This is a genomic window from Comamonas denitrificans, assembly GCF_042654745.1.
Lineage (GTDB): Bacteria > Pseudomonadota > Gammaproteobacteria > Burkholderiales > Burkholderiaceae_C > Comamonas > Comamonas denitrificans.
The window spans coordinates 1-16,175 of record NZ_JBHSEY010000026.1 but is presented as its reverse complement, the minus strand read 5'-3'; the positions used below and the strand labels follow the sequence as shown (position 1 = coordinate 16,175).

Annotated in this window: 16 protein-coding genes; 12 read left to right on the top strand and 4 right to left on the bottom strand. The window is 62.8% G+C overall.

The genetic code is table 11. The features are described 5' to 3' along the window. Nucleotides 1-48: 48 nt before the first annotated feature. On the top strand, nucleotides 49-1,551 hold the full coding sequence (locus tag ACFO24_RS06320; RefSeq protein WP_207574317.1) for a YifB family Mg chelatase-like AAA ATPase: 1,503 nt from the start codon (nucleotides 49-51) through the stop codon (nucleotides 1,549-1,551). A 262-nt stretch (nucleotides 1,552-1,813) separates the two neighbouring features. Here ACFO24_RS06320 and ACFO24_RS06315 read toward each other — a convergent pair whose 3' ends face one another. Then, nucleotides 1,814-2,659: a M48 family metallopeptidase gene (locus ACFO24_RS06315; RefSeq protein ID WP_377737550.1), complete on the bottom strand. Its 846-nt coding sequence runs from the start codon at nucleotides 2,657-2,659 to the stop codon at nucleotides 1,814-1,816. A gap of 66 nt (nucleotides 2,660-2,725) precedes the next feature. Here ACFO24_RS06315 and ACFO24_RS06310 point away from each other — a divergent pair, with 66 nt between their 5' ends. Further along, nucleotides 2,726-3,091, top strand: a complete 366-nt coding sequence (locus ACFO24_RS06310; protein WP_377737549.1) for a YqcC family protein — start codon at nucleotides 2,726-2,728, stop codon at nucleotides 3,089-3,091. A gap of 74 nt (nucleotides 3,092-3,165) precedes the next feature. On the opposite strand, the gene ccoG is transcribed toward ACFO24_RS06310, so the two are convergent. Continuing rightward, complete coding sequence (gene ccoG / locus ACFO24_RS06305; protein WP_377737548.1) at nucleotides 3,166-4,560, bottom strand: cytochrome c oxidase accessory protein CcoG; 1,395 nt, start codon at nucleotides 4,558-4,560, stop codon at nucleotides 3,166-3,168. Nucleotides 4,561-4,768: 208 nt separating this feature from the next. Here ccoG and ACFO24_RS06300 point away from each other — a divergent pair, with 208 nt between their 5' ends. Continuing rightward, nucleotides 4,769-6,106, top strand: coding sequence for a sigma 54-interacting transcriptional regulator (locus ACFO24_RS06300; RefSeq protein ID WP_377737547.1), 1,338 nt, complete (start codon nucleotides 4,769-4,771; stop codon nucleotides 6,104-6,106). Nucleotides 6,107-6,124: 18 nt separating this feature from the next. On the opposite strand, the gene ACFO24_RS06295 is transcribed toward ACFO24_RS06300, so the two are convergent. Beyond that, nucleotides 6,125-7,240 carry an alkene reductase gene (locus tag ACFO24_RS06295; RefSeq protein ID WP_377737546.1) on the bottom strand — a complete coding sequence of 372 codons (1,116 nt, stop codon included), beginning with the start codon at nucleotides 7,238-7,240 and terminating at the stop codon, nucleotides 6,125-6,127. Between the two features lie 152 nt (nucleotides 7,241-7,392). Next, entirely contained in the window at nucleotides 7,393-8,403 is a 1,011-nt protein-coding gene (gene hemB, locus ACFO24_RS06290) for a porphobilinogen synthase (RefSeq protein ID WP_207574323.1), read from the bottom strand. A gap of 280 nt (nucleotides 8,404-8,683) precedes the next feature. On the opposite strand from hemB, the gene ACFO24_RS06285 reads away from it, so the two are divergent. The 9 genes from ACFO24_RS06285 to ACFO24_RS06245 all read left to right on the top strand — a co-directional run. Then, a complete protein-coding gene (locus ACFO24_RS06285; protein ID WP_207574324.1) occupies nucleotides 8,684-9,103 on the top strand; it encodes a CopD family protein in 420 nt (139 codons plus the stop codon). A 21-nt stretch (nucleotides 9,104-9,124) separates the two neighbouring features. Further along, nucleotides 9,125-10,222 (top strand): VanZ family protein, encoded by a 1,098-nt coding sequence (locus ACFO24_RS06280; protein ID WP_377737663.1) that lies wholly within the window; start codon nucleotides 9,125-9,127, stop codon nucleotides 10,220-10,222. Between the two features lie 10 nt (nucleotides 10,223-10,232). After that, complete coding sequence (locus tag ACFO24_RS06275; protein WP_207574325.1) at nucleotides 10,233-10,595, top strand: (2Fe-2S) ferredoxin domain-containing protein; 363 nt, start codon at nucleotides 10,233-10,235, stop codon at nucleotides 10,593-10,595. Between the two features lie 9 nt (nucleotides 10,596-10,604). Then, nucleotides 10,605-11,237: an alpha/beta hydrolase gene (locus ACFO24_RS06270; RefSeq protein ID WP_207574326.1), complete on the top strand. Its 633-nt coding sequence runs from the start codon at nucleotides 10,605-10,607 to the stop codon at nucleotides 11,235-11,237. Nucleotides 11,238-11,289: 52 nt separating this feature from the next. After that, entirely contained in the window at nucleotides 11,290-12,459 is a 1,170-nt protein-coding gene (locus ACFO24_RS06265) for a D-alanyl-D-alanine carboxypeptidase family protein (RefSeq protein ID WP_377737545.1), read from the top strand. Nucleotides 12,460-12,600: 141 nt separating this feature from the next. After that, nucleotides 12,601-12,978 carry a 30S ribosomal protein S12 gene (gene rpsL / locus ACFO24_RS06260; RefSeq protein ID WP_012202325.1) on the top strand — a complete coding sequence of 126 codons (378 nt, stop codon included), beginning with the start codon at nucleotides 12,601-12,603 and terminating at the stop codon, nucleotides 12,976-12,978. 186 nt (nucleotides 12,979-13,164) lie between these two features. Then, entirely contained in the window at nucleotides 13,165-13,638 is a 474-nt protein-coding gene (rpsG, locus tag ACFO24_RS06255) for a 30S ribosomal protein S7 (RefSeq protein WP_207574328.1), read from the top strand. A 149-nt stretch (nucleotides 13,639-13,787) separates the two neighbouring features. Further along, nucleotides 13,788-15,896, top strand: a complete 2,109-nt coding sequence (gene fusA / locus ACFO24_RS06250; RefSeq protein WP_377737544.1) for an elongation factor G — start codon at nucleotides 13,788-13,790, stop codon at nucleotides 15,894-15,896. Nucleotides 15,897-16,067: 171 nt separating this feature from the next. Beyond that, a partial coding sequence (locus ACFO24_RS06245) for a GTP-binding protein (protein WP_377736915.1) occupies nucleotides 16,068-16,175 on the top strand: 108 nt, incomplete at its 3' end.

The following is a 16,175-nucleotide window of genomic DNA, read 5'->3' as shown; positions in this document are numbered from 1 at the left end:
GCCAGGGGGGCATTAGATTGGCCACTTTTGCACTGAGAAAGGCGGGCCATGACCCTTGCGTGTGTTCAAAGCCGTGCCCTGCTGGGACTGGCCGCCCCGGCGGTGACGGTGGAAGTCCATCTGGCCAATGGCCTGCCCAGCCTGAGTTTGGTGGGGCTGGCCGATGTGGAAGTGAAAGAGGCCCGCGAGCGCGTGCGCTGTGCTTTGCAAAACAGCGGGCTGGAGTTTCCCAACAACAAGCGCATCACCGTCAATTTGGCCCCGGCCGACTTGCCCAAGGATTCGGGCCGCTTTGACCTGCCGATTGCACTGGGGATTTTGGCCGCCAGCGGGCAAATTCCGCTGGAGGCTTTGCACGGCTGGGAGTTTGCCGGGGAGTTGTCCCTCTCCGGTGCCCTGCGCCCGGTGCGCGGCGGCCTGGTCAGCAGCTTGCACGGCGGCGATCAGCGCCTGGTTTTGCCCCTGGACAGTGCCCGCGAAGCCGCTTTGGCCCCCGCCGCCCAGGTGTTTGGTGCGGCGCATTTGCTCGATGTGGTGGCGCATTTGCTGGGCCAGCCCGGCGGCGAAGGCTGGCAGCGCATCACCGCACAAGCCCCCGTCCACCGCGCCAGCGGCCCCGATCTGGCCGATGTGAAGGGCCAGGTGCAAGCCAAACGCGCCCTGGAGATTGCCGCCGCTGGCGGGCACGGCCTGCTGCTGGTGGGGCCACCGGGGGCGGGCAAATCCATGCTGGCCCAGCGCTTTAGCAGCCTGCTGCCCGCCATGACCGAGCAAGAGGCGCTGGAGAGCGCCGCCGTGGCCAGCCTGGCCGGGCGCTTTGACCCGCAGGAATGGGGCCTGCGCCCCACCAGCGCCCCGCACCACACCGCCAGCGCGGTGGCGCTGGTGGGCGGGGGCTCCCCGCCCCGGCCGGGGGCGATTTCACTGGCCCACCATGGCGTGCTGTTTTTGGATGAGTTTCCGGAATTTGCCCGCAGCGCCCTGGAAGCGCTGCGCGAGCCGCTGGAAAACGGCCACATCACCATTGCCCGCGCGGCCTTGAGCAGCCAGTTCCCGGCCCGCTTTCAGCTGCTGGCGGCGATGAATCCCTGCCCCTGTGGCTTTCATGGCAGCACCCAGCGGCCTTGTCGCTGCAGCCCGCAGCAAATTGGCCGTTACCAAGGCAAGTTGAGCGGCCCGCTGTTGGACCGCATTGATTTGCACGTCCACGTGCCCGCGCTGCCAGCGCAAGAGCTGCTGCAAGCGCCCACCGGGGAAAGCAGCGCGGCCATTCGCCAGCGCGTGGTGCAAGCGCGCCAGCGGGCCGTGGCCCGCCAAGGCGGGGCGAACCAGCAATTGCACGGCCAGCAATTAGAAGCCGTGCTGCAGCTGGAGCCCGCCGCGCACGCCCTGCTGCACAAAGCGGCCGAGCGCCTGGCCTGGTCGGCCCGCGCCACCCACCGCACCTTGCGCGTGGCCCGCACGATTGCGGATTTGGCCGGGGGCGAGGGCATCGCCAGTGCGCATGTGGCCGAGGCCATTCAGTACCGCAACGTGTTGTTGAAAAACTGATGCTGCCCGCCTGCCGACCAGGCACCGGGGCTTAGAACGTGTTCACGATCTCCTCATGGGTGTGCGGGCGCGGCTTCGGGCGGTCTGCGTCGTTGCAAATCCTCGCAATAGCCAAGCTATTGCTGTGGTTTGCGCCTCGCAACCCATCCCGAACCGCATCCCCCACACCTTCATTCGAGATCGTGAACACGTTCTAAGAACGTGTTCACGATCTCCTCATGGGTGTGCGGGCGCGGCTTCATTCGAGACCATGAACACGTTCTTACCGCCGCTTAGCCTGCTCGTACAAGCCCTGCACCTTGGGTACATTGGCCTGCAGTTGCCGAATGCGCTGGGGCCCGCTGGGGTGGGTGGATAAAAAGGCCAGGCCTTGCGTGCTGTTGCCGGTGGCTTGGCCCATTTTTTCCCACAGGCGCACGGCTGCTTGCGGGTTGTAGCCGGCGCGGGCGGCAATTTCCAGGCCGACCAGGTCGGCATCGCTTTCGTCGCTGCGGCTGAAGTTCAGGCTGAGTAGCTGCCCGCCCAGTTGGGCGGCGTAGTTGCCGATATCGCCCAGGCCCAGCAGCTGCGCTCCCAGCGAGATGCCGATGCTGGTGGCCGAGTTCTTCGCCAGCTGCTCGCGGGCGTGCTCGCGCAGGGCGTGGGCCATTTCGTGGCCCATGACCATGGCCACCTCATCGTCGGTCAGGCGCAGGGTGTCCAAAATGCCGGTGTAAAAGGCGATTTTTCCGCCCGGCATGCAAAAGGCGTTGATGTCCGGGCTGCGAATCAGCGCCACCTGCCACTGCCATTGGCTGGCACGGCGGTTCCACTGGGCGGTAAAGGGGATCAGGCGCTGGGCAATGGCGTGCAGGCGTTGCACCTGGGCATCGCTGGCGGGCACCAAGCGGCCTTGGGCCTTGGCCTCTTGCAGCAGTTGTGCGTACTGCTGCTGGGCCGATTGTTCTAACTGCTCGGCCGGCACCAAACTGCGCATGCGCGAGGCACTGCCCACTTCCACCTGGGCCTGGATGGGCAGGCTTAAAGCGGCGGCAGTGGCAGCGACAAGCCAGCGGCGGCGGGTTGTGGGAGTCAGAGTGCGGGGGGAGTGCAGGGCAGGTAGTGGCATAGCGGGCCAAGTGTAGAACAGCCCGCCAGCCCACGGTGCCAGCCCGGAAACGGGACAATCGCGGGCATGACTTTTGCCCACGACACCATGCCGACCCCGGCCGATTTACGCCCCCTGCTGCACGCCCTGGAGGCGGCCATGCGCGCAGCCGATTTGTGGCAGCCCCAGCCGCCCACGGCCGAGGCCTTGGCCTCGCCCCTGCCGTTTATGGTGGATACCTTGCACATCGAGCAGTGGCTGCAGTGGGTGTTTTTGCCGCGCTTGCATGCCTTGCTGGATGCGCAAGCGCCCTTGCCCGGTGCCTGCAGCGTGCACCCGCTGGCTGAACATGAATGGTCGCAGCGCTGCCCCGGTGCGGCCAGCCAAGCCGTCTTGGCGGCCTTGCTGGCCATTGATGCGCACTTGAGCCAGCCCGCGTCAGCACGTTGTTAATCAATAAAAAAGAGAGCTGTAAGCGCATGCTGGATCAGCGCTAACAGCTCTTTTTGCTTAAAAACTACGCCGTGCTAGCGGGGCACCAGGAAGGTGGCTTTTTCCTGCACCTGGGCCGGGTGCTCCAGGGCTTGCACGGTGAAGTGGATCGGGTGCGAGCCTGGTGCTGCGCTGCCGTAGGGGATTTGCAGCTGCACCGACACCCAGCGCGCGCCGGTGGCGGGCACTTGCACGGTTGAATCCGGGGCCAGCGTCAGCCCCTCCAAGCCCTGGGCGCTGATGCGGTAGTGCTGCGGCGTTTCGGTGGCGTTCATGATTTGCAGCTGGTACACGTTTTCCAGCTTGCCCCCGGGCACGATGCGGGCAATGGCGGTGCGGTCGCGCACCACGTCCACTTTGAGCGGGGTGCGCGTGACCAAGCTCACCATCATCGCCACGGCCAGCGTTAGCAGTACCGCGCCATAGCCCAGCACGCGTGGACGGAATACGCGGCGCAGCATTTGGTGGTTGGTCCAGCGCTGGCGCATGCCGCTTTGGGTGGCAAAGCGGATCAGCCCGCGCGGGTAGCCCACCTTGTCCATCACCGTGTTGCACGCGTCCACGCACAGGCCGCAGCCAATGCACTCGTACTGCAGGCCGTTGCGGATGTCGATGCCCGTGGGGCAGACCTGCACGCACAGCGAGCAGTCGATGCAGTCGCCCAGCCCGGCGGCCTTGGGATCGACCTTTTTGCTGCGCACGCCGCGCGGCTCGCCCCGGGCGCTGTCGTAGGTGACGATCAGGGTGTCCTCGTCAAACATGGCGCTTTGAAAGCGGGCGTAGGGGCACATGTATTTGCACACCTGCTCGCGCATAAAGCCGGCAAAACCGTAGGTGGCAAACGCGTAGAAAAACACCCAAAACAGCTGCCAGCCGCCCTGCCACTGCAAAATTTCGGCCCCCAGGGTGCGAATGGGCACAAAAAAGCCGACAAAGGTAAAGCCCGTCCACAGCGCCACGCTCACCCAGGCCAGTTGTTTGAGGCCTTTTTTGGCCAGCTTCTCTGGTGACGTCCACGCTGCCTTGTCCAGGCGCATGCGGGCGCTGCGGTCGCCTTCGATGCGGTTTTCCAGCCACATGAAAATCTCGGTATAGACCGTTTGCGGGCAGGTAAAGCCGCACCACAGCCGCCCGGCCACCGCCGTAAATAAAAACAGCGACAGCGCCGAGAGGATGAGCAGCCCCGTCAGGTAGATAAAGTCCTGCGGGTACAGCACCAGCCCAAACAGGTAAAAGCGCCGGGCCCCCAGATCAAACAGCACCATTTGGCGCTCGCCCCACTGCAGCCAGGGCAGGCCGTAGAACACCAACTGGGTGACCCACACCATGACCCAGCGCCAGCGGTTGAACATGCCATCAATGGCCCGGGGATACACCTTTTTGTGTGGAGCGTAAAAACTGACGGTGGATTGGTTTTTTTCTTCAGACATAAGCATCCGATAGAGAACAGGGGGAATTTATTCTTTATCAAATTCACGATTCAATAATCGACTGTTTTGCTTTGCTTTAAACGCCAATAAAAACAGCGTGTTACTAAAAATTTTGGCTGCCCGGTCTGCCACCAATTATTCATTTGGCAGAGATTGGCTGCCATTTTTGGCAGACTTTGGCAGCTTTGTCGCTGCGCCTGCTGTTGCCATGACTCCTCCCACCCCCCTTGATGCCCTCGATTTGCTGGCCACCTGGCTGGAAACCTTGCCCCAGCCGCATGTCTTGTTTGATGCCCAGTACCGCATCGTGGCCGCCAATAGCGCCTACCAGCAGGTCTTTGGGCAAGATGCCTCGGTGCTGGGGCGCACGTGCTATGCCGTCTCGCACCGCTCATCCGTCCCTTGTGACCAGGCGGGCGAGGCCTGCCCCTTGGCCCGTGCCCAATACAGTGGGCAAAGTGAGCGGGTGCTGCACCTGCACCACACCCAGCGCGGGCAGGAGCACGTGGCCATCACCTTGCAGCCCCTGCGCACCGGGGCCGGGCCAGCGCAGTATTTTTTAGAAAAGATGGAGCTGCTGCCCCTGGGGGCGGCCGGGCCGCAGCCTGCGGCCTTGCTGGGGCGCTCCCCGGCGTTTCAGGCGGTGGTGGAGTGGTTGGCCCGCGCCGGCCGCAGCACGGCCAGCGTGCTGCTGCAAGGCGAACCTGGCACGGGCAAAACCCTGGCTGCGCACGTGGTGCACGCGGCCAGCGCCCGGGCGGAACGCCCGCTGGTCGTCGTCGATTGCGCCGCCCTGCCCGAGGCGCTGCTGGAGCTTGAGCTGTTTGGCCAAGGCCGCACCGGCGTGCCCGCCCGCCCGGGGTGGGTGGAGGCGGCCCAGGGCGGCAGCCTGCTGTTCAAAGCGATTGAGCACTTGCCCGCCAGCCTGCACCCGCGCCTGCTGCAGTTGCTGGACGGCGGCACCTACCGCCGCGTGGGCAGCAGCGAATTGCGCCAGGCCGATGTGCGCATTGTGGCCACCACCAGCATCGATTTGCGCAGCCAAGTGCAGGCGCAGCAATGGCCCGCTGCGCTGTACTACCGCCTCAGCGCCTTGCCGCTGCTTTTGCCGCCGCTGCGCGAACGCGGGGCCGATGTGCTGCTGCTGGCCGATGGTTTGCTGCAGCGCCTGGCCCCTGGGCACACGTACACCCTGTGCGCGGCGGCCCAGCAGGCGCTGCTGCGCCACTCTTGGCCTGGCAATTTGCACGAATTGCGCAATGTGCTGCAGCGGGTGCTGCTGCTGACCGAGGGGCGCAGCATCAGCGGCCCCGCCATGGCCCAGGCGCTGGCCCTGGATGCCGTGCCCCCGCCGCCGCCCCTGGCGGGGCCAAGCCGCGCCAGCGTGCGCAGCCGCCAAGCCCAGGCCTTGCACCAGGCCGTGCAGCACACCAGCGGCACCCGCCAAGAGCAGGCCCGCGCCCTGGGGATGAGTGAGCGCACCTTGTACCGCCGCCTGCGGGACTGGGAGAAGAATGCGGCGGCCAAGGGGCCGGCGCAGGGCTAATCTGCCCTGCGGCCGGGCTTAATCCGCCAGCGTGGGGTAGTCGGTATAGCCTTCGGCTCCGCCGCCGTAGTAGAGCTCGCGCCGGCCCGGGTTCAGCGGCGCATCGCGGCGCAGGCGTTCGACCAGATCGGGGTTGGCGATGAAGTCTTTGCCCCAGGCCACCATGTCGGCATAACCGCTGGCCACGGCCTCCAGGGCCATCTCGCGCGTGTAGCCGTTGTTCACCATCCACAGCCCCTGGCCGCCGGCGCTGCGGTAGGCAGCCTTCAGGGCGGCGTAGTCAAAGGGCTGCTCTGGCAGGCTGCGCGGCCCGCCCGTGGCCCCCTCGATCACGTGGATGTAGGCCAGCCCCAGCGGCGCAAGGCAGCGCAGCAGGTGCTCAAACAGCGGCTGCGGGGCGCTGTCGTGGATGCCGTTGGCCGGGCTGACCGGCGAGATGCGCAGCCCCACCCGGCCCGCACCGATGGCGGCGGTGACGGCCTGCACCACTTCGCACACCAGGCGCACGCGGTTCTCGATGCTGCCGCCCCAGGCATCGTCGCGCTGGTTGCTGCCGTCTTTCAGGAACTGGTCGAGCAGGTAACCGTTGGCCCCGTGGATTTCCACCCCGTCAAAGCCGCATTGCCGCGCATGGCGGGCGGCCTGGGCAAAGTCGGCCACGATGCCCGGCAACTCCTGCGCCAGCAAGGCACGCGGGGCCGAGGTGGCGGCAAAACTGCCTGCGCCCGTGGCGGCATCGACCAGATAGGTTTTGGCCTCGGCCGTCAGCGCCGAAGGGGCCACCGGTGCGCCCCCGGCCGGTTGCAGGCTGGTGTGCGAGACGCGGCCCACGTGCCACAGCTGCGCAAAGATGGTGCCGCCCTGGGCATGTACGGCCTCGGTCACGCCCTGCCAGCCCGCCAGCTGCTCGGGCTGGTACAGGCCGGGCACGTCGGCATAGCCCTGGCCCTGCTGGCTGATGGGAGCCCCTTCCGAGATGATCAGCCCGGCGCTGGCCCGTTGGCCGTAGTAGGTGGCCGTCAGGGCATTGGGCACGTTGCCACGGGCGCGGTTGCGCGTCAGCGGGGCCATGGCGATGCGGTTGCGCAGGGGCAGATCGCCCAATTGCACGGGATCAAACAAAGAGTGCGGCATAGGTCGTTCTTTCAATGGCGAAGAGTGGCAAGGTAAAGTAATTAAATAGCTTTTACCGCTTGATAAACAATGATTGTTTGATTAATTTATGGCTAGATGAATTAATTACAAGCGGACAGTGCTATTTAAATAACAGTAACGCAGGCAGCGGCTTACTGCCCCCGCAGCCGCTTGGCCGCGTCGATGGCAAAGTAGGTCAGGATGCCGTCGGCCCCGGCACGCTTGAAGGCCAGCAGGCTTTCCAGCATCACCGCATCGTGGTCGAGCCAGCCGTTGGCGGCAGCGGCTTTGAGCATGGCGTACTCGCCCGACACTTGGTAGGCAAAGGTGGGCACCTTGAACTCGTCTTTCACGCGGCGCACCACGTCCAGGTAGGGCATACCGGGCTTGACCATCACCATGTCCGCGCCTTCGGCAATGTCCAGGGCCACTTCGCGCAGGGCTTCGTCGGTGTTGGCGGGGTCCATCTGGTACACGTTTTTGTCGGCCTTGCCCAGGGCGCCGCGCGTGCCCACGGCATCGCGGAACGGGCCGTAAAAGCTGCTGGCGTACTTGGCGCTGTAGGCCATGATGCGCGTGTGGATGTGGCCGTGCGCCTCCAGTGCGTCGCGGATGGCGGCAATGCGCCCGTCCATCATGTCGCTGGGCGCGACCATATCGACACCGGCAGCCGCCTGCGCCAGCGCCTGGGCCACGAGCATCTCGACAGTGTCGTCGTTGATGATGTAGCCGCTCTCGTCCAAGATGCCGTCCTGGCCGTGGCTGGTGTAGGGGTCCAGGGCCACGTCGGTCATGATGCCCAGTTCAGGGCATTCTTTTTTCAGCGCCCGCACCACGCGCGGGATCAGGCCGTTGGGGTTGGCCGCTTCTTGGCCATCGGGGGTTTTCAGGCTGGGGTCGATGGCCGGAAACAGCGCCATGTAGGGGATGCCCAGGGCCACGCATTCGCGGGCCACGTCCAGCAGCAAATCGAGCGACAGGCGCTCCACACCGGGCATGGAGGGCACGGCTTCGCGGCGGTTTTCGCCTTCGTGGACGAACACCGGGTAGATGAAATCGTGCGCCGACAGGCGGTGCTCGCGCACCAGGTTGCGGGTAAAGGCATCGCGGCGCAGGCGGCGCGGGCGGTTGGCGGGGAAGGGGGTGGGGTTGGATAAGTGCATGGGCGTTGATTGTGCCGCGCCTGGCGGTCTTGGGGATAGTCCCCTCCCGGCGGCCCTGCCCCGGCTGTTAGATTGGCCCGCGAGAGCAGCTTGGCTGCCCTCCCTGCTTGACCTCCCTGAGCGGGCCTTGGGCAACCAAGGGTTTCTGCGCCCGGCCTTTGGCCGGGCTTTTTTTCGCGCATGCGGCTGTGGCTGCGCGGCGCAGGCGGGCGATGGGCCGGTGTGCAGTGTGGGGTGCGGTGCGCCCAGGTTTTGCCGGGGCACGTACACTGCGGACCCTATGTTATGGGTCAAAGCTTTTCATATCGTTTTTGTGGCCAGCTGGTTTGCTGGCTTGTTTTATTTGCCGCGCATTTACGTCAATTTGGCGATGGTGCCGCCTGGCTCGGTGGCCGAGCGTGAGCGGCTCTTGCTGATGTCACGCAAGCTGTTGCGCTTTACCACCTTGTTGGCCGTTCCGGCGGTTGGCTTGGGGCTGTGGCTGTGGCTGCAGTGGTGGTGGGGGGCCACCGGTTGGCTGCACGCCAAGCTGGTGTTGGTGCTGGTCACCATCGGCTACCACTGGGTGTGCGCCCGCATGCTGCGCCGCATTGAGGCAGGGCAGTCGATGCGCAGCCACGTGTGGTACCGCTGGTTCAACGAGCTGCCGGTGCTGCTGCTGACCGTGGTCGTCATTTTGGTGGTGGTCAAGCCGTTTTAAACCCGGGGCACACCGGCCATGCTGCATAAATCTTCTGCCTGGCCGTTGGCGCTGCTGTATGCGGCCTTGATTGTGTTTGCCAGCCTGTACCCGTTTGCCGGCTGGCGTGATCAAGAGCTGGTGTGGTGGGCCGTGTTCACCCAGCCGCTGCCGCCCCAGTATTGGACGGGGTTTGACGTGGGCAGCAACATCGCCGGCTACCTGCCCCTGGGCTTTTTGCTGGGCTTGGGCATGGTGCGCTCAGGCTGGCCGCGCGGCGCGGTGCTGCTGGCGCTGGGGGTGGGCAGTGCCTTGTCGCTGGGCATGGAGGTGCTGCAGCTGTACCTGCCCCGGCGCGTGCCCTCGAATCTGGATTGGCTGCTCAACAGCGCCGGTGCTGCGCTGGGCGGGGCGCTGGCCTGGCTGCTGCACTGGGCCGGGGGGGTGCAGCGCTGGGCGGATTTTCGCCAGCGCTGGCTGGGGCAGGGCGATGCGGGGGGGATTGCCTTGCTGCTGTTGTGGCCCTGGGCGCTGCTGTTTCCGGCGGCCATTCCTTTGGGGCTGGGGCAGGTCTTGCCGCACCTGGAAGCGGGCTTGGCCCGGTGGCTGCAAGGCTCGGCATTCAGTGCGTGGCTGCCGTTGCGCTCTGCGCCGGAGCAGGCTTTAACCCCTTTGGGTTATCTATTTTGCGTAGCTGTTGGCGCTTTAATACCGTGCTTATTGATAAATTTATTGGTTAAATCATCGGTAAAACGTGCGGTTGCAGCTCCTTTTTTTATAACTATTGGCGTGGGTGTCACGGCGCTGTCCTGCGCTTTGGGCTACGGGCCCAACAACGCCTGGGCGTGGCTTAGCCGCCCTGCGGCCTTGGGCTTGGTGGTGGGATTGGGGCTGGCGGTGCTGTTGGCCGTGCTGCCCTGGCGCTGGAGTGCGGTGGTCGCCTTGCTGGGGCTGGCGCTGCAATTGAGCCTGCTCAACCAAGCGCCGCAAAGTGCCTACTTTGCCCAAACCTTGCAGCTGTGGGAGCAAGGGCGGTTTGTGCAGTTCTATGGCCTGGGGCAGTGGCTGGGCTGGCTCTGGCCGTATGCCCTGCTGGTGTATGTGGCGGCGCGGCTGACCCGGCGCAGTGAGCCTCTTTAGAATCGGCCGCATGACCAACGCTGCCCCTTCTGAAACCACCCCCGTTGCTGCTTACTATGAGCGGCATATTTTTTTCTGCCTGAACGAGCGCCCCAATGGCGAAGATTGCTGCAGCCTGCACGGTGCCAAAGCCGGGTTTGACCACTGCAAACGCGCCGTACAAGCCGCCGGTTTGGCCGGTAAAGGCCAGGTGCGTGTGAACAAAGCCGGTTGCTTAGACCGCTGCGCGGCCGCCCCGGTCTGCGTGGTCTATCCCGAAGGCGTGTGGTACAGCTTTATCGATGAATCTGACATCGACGAGATTGTTGAATCCCACCTCAAAAATGGCCGCATCGTGGAACGCTTGCGCATCCCTGAGCACCTGGGCCGCTAAGCCATGCAAATGATCGCGCAAACCGAAAAAATCACCCTCGATGGCATGGTTGGCCCGGTGGAGGCGGTGCGCAACCGCCCAGCGGGCAGCGCCAAAGGGGTCGCCGTGGTGGCCCACCCCCATCCCCTGTACGGCGGCACCATGCACAACAAAGTGGTGCAAACCCTCACCCGCGCCCTGGTGCAGGCCGATTGGGAGGTGGTGCGTTTTAACTTTCGCGGGGTCGGAGCCAGTGTGGGCGAGCACGATGGTGGCCGGGGCGAGCTGCAAGACCTGCTTGCCATCGTGCAACAGGTCGCGCCGCACGGGCCGTTGGCCCTGGCGGGTTTTTCGTTTGGCGCTTTTGTCACCACCCATGCGGTGCAAGCGCTGTGGTCGCCCGAGCGCCTGCAAAAAATTGTATTGGTGGGAACTGCGGCCAGCCGTTTCGATCCAGCCCCTGTGCCGCCCCAGGCGCACGAGCGCACACTGGTGCTGCATGGTGAGCAAGACGACACCGTGCCCCTGGCCAGCGTGCTCGATTGGGCCCGGCCCCAAGTGCTGCCGGTGACGGTGGTGCCCGGCGGCGAGCACTTTTTTCATGGGCAACTGCCCTTGCTCAAATCGCTGGTGCTGCGCCATTTGCTCAGCCCGGTTTTGTGACCGCTTTTTCCTAACCACGGCCTGCACCCGCAGGCCTTGTTGTTTTCCTCCGATGACTGCTTTGAAAAAATATTTCCGTACACTTTTGTGCGCTGCCGCTTTGACCCCCGTATGGGCTGGGGCCCAGGTAGCAAGTTTGCCGCCGCCAGAAATTGCGGCCCGCAATTACATGCTGGTGGACGTAACGGCCAACCAGGTGCTGGCCTCCAAGGATGTGGATGCACAAATCGAGCCGGCCTCGCTGACCAAACTGATGACCGGCTACCTGGTGTTTGATGCCCTGCGCACGCAAAAACTCACCCTGGAGCAGCGCCTGCCCGTCAGTGAGCGGGCCTGGAAAATGCCCGGCTCGCGCATGTTCATCGACCCCAAGATGCAGGTGCCCGTGGATGACCTGATCAAAGGCATGATCGTCCAGTCCGGCAACGATGCCACCATGGCCCTGGCCGAAGGGGTGGGCGGTACGGTAGAAAATTTTGTGCGCCTGATGAACGAGCAGGCCAAAGCCCTGGGCATGACTGGCACCACCTACCGCAACCCCGAGGGCCTGACCGAACCCGGTCACCTGACCACGGCGCGCGATCTGTCGATTCTGTCCATGCGCTTGATGCGTGACTTTCCGCAGTACATGCACTACTACAAGATCAAGGACTACCGCTACGAAGGCACCCCGGCCGCCAACAGTAAAAACCGCAACACCTTGCTGTTTCGCGACCCCAGTGTGGATGGCCTGAAAACCGGTCACACCAACGCGGCGGGCTATTGCCTGGTCGCCACGGCGCAGCGGGACATGCCCCAGGTGGGCGGGCGGCGTTTGCTCTCGATTGTGCTGGGCACCACCAGCGAAAACGCGCGTGCCAATGAGAGCCAAAAGCTGCTCAATTGGGGCTACACCGCCTACGATGCAGTGAAGCTGTTTGAGGCCGGTCAGGCGATGGAAGAGGCCCTGCTGTGGAAAGGCAGCCAAAGCAGCGTCAAACTGGGGCGCGAAGCCGCCACGGTGGTCACCGTGCCCTCGGGCAGCAGCGGCCAACTGAGCACGCGCATTGAGCGCCAAGACCCGCTGATTGCCCCCATTGCCAAAGGCCAGCAAATCGGCACTTTGCATGTGCAACTGGGAACGGAGACGCTGGCCCAGCTGCCCGTTTTTGCCTTGGAAGAAGTGCCAGAAGGTGGCTTCTTTCGCCGCGTTTGGGATGCCATTCGCTTGTGGATTCGGTGATCGGCTCTGGGTTTAAATTCACAGGCACTTGCACCAAATTTTTTGGACTGCTATATTTACGGGCTTTTCGGAATTTTCCGAAGGGTTTCACGTTTGCGCTTTTTAAAGCGCTTCATGTTTTCACGTTGAGGGACGCTATACATGCCAACCATTAACCAACTCGTGCGCCAGGGCCGCACGGTCGAAGTTGTTAAATCCAAAAGCCCTGCTATGGAAAACTGCCCCCAGCGCCGTGGCGTGTGCACCCGTGTGTACACCACGACGCCCAAGAAGCCTAACTCCGCTTTGCGTAAGGTTGCCAAAGTGCGCCTGACCAACGGTTTTGAGGTCATCTCGTACATCGGCGGTGAAGGCCACAACCTGCAAGAGCACAGCGTGGTGCTGGTGCGCGGCGGTCGTGTGAAAGACTTGCCTGGTGTGCGTTACCACATCGTGCGCGGTTCGCTGGACCTGCAAGGCGTGAAAGACCGCAAGCAGTCGCGCTCCAAATACGGTGCCAAGAAGCCCAAGGCCAAGTAATCCCTGGCCCACAGGTTTTAAGAAATTTTCGGTGCTGTTTTGCCGCAAAAAGCGTGACCTGCGTGGCGCGGTAACAGCGTAGTGGCCCTAACGTACATGGTGTGCGCGGGTCGAGTAAGTAAGAATTCTGCTGGATTCTTGCGGTGCCTGAAATGGTGCCAACTGAAGCAAAGATAGAGGTGAAAAATGCCACGTCGTCGCGAAGTCCCTAAACGTGAAATCCTGCCGGATCCTAAATTCGGTAACGTCGAGCTGTCCAAATTCATGAACGTGATCATGGAAGGCGGCAAAAAAGCAGTTGCCGAGCGCATCATTTACGGCGCTCTGGAACTGATCGAGAAAAAACAGCCCGAGAAAAACGCTCTGGAAGTGTTTATCACCGCTGTGAACAACGTCAAACCCATGGTCGAGGTGAAGTCCCGCCGTGTCGGTGGTGCCAACTACCAAGTGCCCGTGGAAGTGCGCCCCGTGCGTCGCCTGGCGCTGTCCATGCGCTGGCTCAAAGAAGCTGCCCGCAAGCGCAGCGAAAAGTCCATGGCCCAGCGCCTGGCCAACGAGCTGATGGAAGCCACCGAAGGCCGTGGCGGTGCCATGAAAAAGCGTGACGAAGTGCACCGCATGGCCGAAGCCAACAAGGCCTTCAGCCACTTCCGCTTCTAAAGCCTTGGCCTCTGGGGCCCGAAGAGGTCGCCCGCAAATCCTTGCTGGCGACCTTGTTCAGGTTCTAGGGATACCCTTTGCAGCTGCTGCTAAACAAGTGCCATCTGCACTGTAGGCAACAGCTTTCCTTTGATCATCAAGGATCCATCATGGCTCGCAAAACCCCTATTAGCCGCTACCGCAATATCGGTATCTCGGCCCACATTGACGCAGGTAAAACCACCACGTCTGAACGCATCCTGTTTTACACCGGCGTGACCCACAAGCTGGGCGAAGTGCACGACGGCGCTGCCACCACCGACTGGATGGAGCAAGAGCAAGAGCGCGGTATCACCATTACCTCCTCGGCCGTGACCTGCTTCTGGAAGGGCATGGACATGTCCCGCCCTGAGCACCGCATCAACATTATTGACACCCCCGGCCACGTGGACTTCACCATCGAGGTGGAGCGCTCCATGCGTGTGCTGGACGGTGCCGTGATGGTGTACTGCGCTGTGGGTGGCGTGCAGCCCCAGTCCGAAACTGTGTGGCGCCAAGCCAATAAACACAAAGTGCCGCGTCTGGCCTTTGTGAACAAAATGGACCGTACCGGTGCCAACTTCTTCAAAGTTGTCGATCAGATGAAGCTGCGCCTGAAGGCCAACCCCGTGCCAATCGTCGTGCCCATTGGTGCGGAAGATAACTTTGAAGGCGTGGTGGACCTGCTCAAGATGAAAGCCATCATCTGGGACGATGCCAGCCAAGGCATGAAGTTCGAATACGGTGAGATTCCTGCCAACTTGGTGGAAACCTGCAACAAGTGGCGCGAAAACATGGTGGAAGCGGCTGCTGAAGCCAACGAAGATCTGATGAACAAGTACCTGGAAGAAGGTGACTTGTCCGAAGAAGAGATTTTGGCGGGTCTGCGTCAGCGCACCATTGCCACCGAAATCCAGCCCATGCTGTGCGGTACGGCCTTTAAAAACAAAGGCGTGCAGCGCATGCTGGACGCGGTTCTGGACCTGCTGCCTGCGCCGACCGACATCCCTGACGTGGCCGGTACCGACCCCGACGATGAAGAAAAGCGCATCACCCGCAAGGCCGACGACGCTGAGAAATTCTCTGCGTTGGCCTTCAAGCTGATGACCGACCCCTTTGTGGGTCAGCTGACCTTTGTGCGCGTCTATTCGGGTGTGCTGACCAAAGGTGAGACCGTGCTGAACGCCACCAAAGGCAAAAAAGAGCGCATTGGCCGTATCGTGCAGATGCACGCCAACGAGCGCCAAGAAGTCGATGAAATTCGCGCCGGTGACATCGCCGCTTGCGTGGGCCTGAAAGACGTGACCACGGGCGAGACCCTGTGCGACGTGTCCGCGCCCATCGTGCTGGAAAAAATGGTGTTCCCTGAGCCTGTGATTGCTCAGGCTGTCGAGCCCAAAACCAAGGCCGACCAAGAGAAGATGGGTATTGCCCTGTCGCGCTTGGCGGCAGAAGACCCGTCTTTCCGCGTGCGCACCGACGAAGAATCGGGCCAGACCATCATCGCCGGTATGGGCGAGCTGCACCTGGAAATCATCATCGACCGCATGAAGCGCGAGTTCAACGTGGAAGCCAACGTGGGCAAGCCCCAAGTGGCCTACCGCGAAACCATTCGCAACACCGTCAAGGATGTGGATGGCAAGTTCGTGCGCCAGTCCGGTGGTAAGGGCCAGTACGGCCACGTGGTGTTCCGCCTGGAGCCGAACGAAGCTGGCAAAGGCTTTGAGTTCCTGGACGAAATCAAAGGCGGTGTGGTGCCGCGCGAATACATCCCTGCTGTGCAAAAGGGTGTGGAAGAGGCGCTCACCAGCGGCGTGCTGGCTGGCTACCCGGTGGTGGACGTGAAGGTTGCGCTGACCTTCGGTTCTTACCACGATGTGGACTCGTCCGAGCAGGCGTTCAAGATGGCCGCCATCTTTGGTTTCAAAGAGGCTGCACGCAAAGCCAACCCCGTCATCTTGGAGCCCATGATGGCCGTGGAAGTGGAAACCCCCGAAGACTACGCCGGCACGGTGATGGGCGATTTGTCCAGCCGTCGCGGCATGGTGCAGGGCATGGACGACATGGTCGGTGGCGGCAAAGCCATCAAGGCGGAGGTGCCCCTGTCCGAGATGTTTGGTTATGCCACCCAGCTGCGCTCCATGACCCAAGGTCGTGCGACCTACACCATGGAATTCAAGCACTACTCGGAAGCACCGCGCAACGTGGCAGATGCCATTGTGTCGGCCCGCGCTAAATAATAGCGAAATAGGCTGCTAGCGCTTATCCAGTAAGCGTTAGCAGCTATCAATTAGCAAAATATTTTTGCAATCTGCGATTCGGTGCCACCCTGTTGTCCTGTGCAGGGTGAGACAGCAATCGAGTGCAGACGTTAAACCCCACACAGGCGAAGCTCTTTTGGAGAATTTGCAATGGCAAAGGAAAAATTTGAACGGTCGAAGCCCCACGTCAACGTGGGCACCATCGGCCACGTGGACCACGGTAAAACCACGCTGACCGCTGCTTTGGCAACGGTGCTG